Source organism: Microcystis sp. LE19-195.1E (genome assembly GCF_027532095.1).
GTDB lineage: Bacteria > Cyanobacteriota > Cyanobacteriia > Cyanobacteriales > Microcystaceae > Microcystis > Microcystis aeruginosa.
This window is the reverse complement of record NZ_JAPZSZ010000042.1, coordinates 1-1269: the sequence shown is the minus strand read 5'-3', so window position 1 is coordinate 1269 and position 1269 is coordinate 1. Positions and strand designations below refer to the sequence as shown.

Sequence of the window (1269 nt, the reverse complement as noted above, 5' to 3'; positions counted from 1 at the left end):
TCGGGGTATTTGCGTCTGGCGGCATTGGTTCATCACTTGCAACCGACATTCATTCACCTGACGGTCTGACCAAGGAGATTCGGTCAAAAAGTGATGTAATCGGTTATAAACTACTCCGACGGCATTATTGGCCATTTGAGTGAGGTTTTTCCTCTCACTTTCCCCTAATAATTCTCCTAAATATTGTCTGAAGCCGTTTTTTTGCGCTTCGTTTTTGAAGCAATTGTCAAACCGCCGACACCATCGGTCAAAGCATGGGGGCATCGCGGCTGGGGTTGTCTCTTTCATCGCTGCTCTTTCAACGTAAAGTGCTTACTCTTTAACGATTATACTCGATTTGATCTTTATTTGGCGTTTAAGTCCCAATAGAAGTAGCCAAAATCCATAATTTAGGTAAGTCATCCTCGTTTAACTCAGTTTTTTCCCGTTTCCCTTTCCGTTGAAGTTCAGCGAAAATCGAAAACAGTTTTAAGATACAGTTGCGAATTTCCGTTCGACTGGGAGCATTGCGAAAAGGCTCAAGCAAAGTGCTTGTTGTCACCATTTGCCCTAAAAGACCCAAAGATTGAGCATTTCCCCGCATATTAGGGTGAGGAGAGAAGAAAATATCCACCTGACGGGTTTCATCCGCCACCTCTTTGCTGACTTCCACCTTTCCCAGGGGAGACAGCAATTCTTCTAGGTATTGTTTGGCAAATTGATCGTGAGGTTGTCGAATGACTCAAGAGAGATGTTCACCTTTTTGGAGTTAGGCAGTTTCTGATAGGGATTTTCGAGTTGACATCCTCGCCGCCGTAAAACGGACGGCGATTCCCAAACCTCACGATTTGGGTTTCTGCTTCTTTCCCGAAGGATTTTTCGCACCTGCCGCCCCAGATTTACTCTGTTCTGGTCATCAGGTCGCTCTACAGACTGACACCGCAAGCCCTGCGGCCAAAATATTTTTACTAGCGTTAATATCTCGGTCATGGTGAGTCCCACAGTCTGGACAGTCCCATTCTCGAACATTTAACGGCATTTTCAAGGGCAATATGCCCACAATTACTACATCTTTTAGAGCTAGGAAACCATCTATCTATTTCGATGTAGTTTCTCCCATACCAACGGCATTTATAGGCTAATTGTCGGGTGATTTCTCCCCAGCTTACATCAGATATTGCCTGAGATAATTTCGGGTTTTTGACCATATTCTTAACGGCTAAATTCTCAACCACAATCGTTTGGTTTTCACGAACTAATTGAGTGGTTAGCTTATGTAAATGGTCTTTT

General features: G+C 44.0%; 1 protein-coding gene and 2 pseudogenes. All 3 read right to left on the bottom strand.

Annotation, left to right across the window (positions count from 1 at the left end):
* Positions 1–288: transposase (locus O9300_RS02860; RefSeq protein ID WP_287969925.1), on the bottom strand; the 288-nt coding region annotated here is incomplete at its 3' end.
* A 76-nt stretch (positions 289–364) separates the two neighbouring features.
* Positions 365–718: pseudogene (locus tag O9300_RS02855) on the bottom strand (hypothetical protein); the annotation flags it as partial.
* A gap of 102 nt (positions 719–820) precedes the next feature.
* A pseudogene (locus O9300_RS02850) lies at positions 821–1269 on the bottom strand (RNA-guided endonuclease TnpB family protein); the annotation flags it as partial.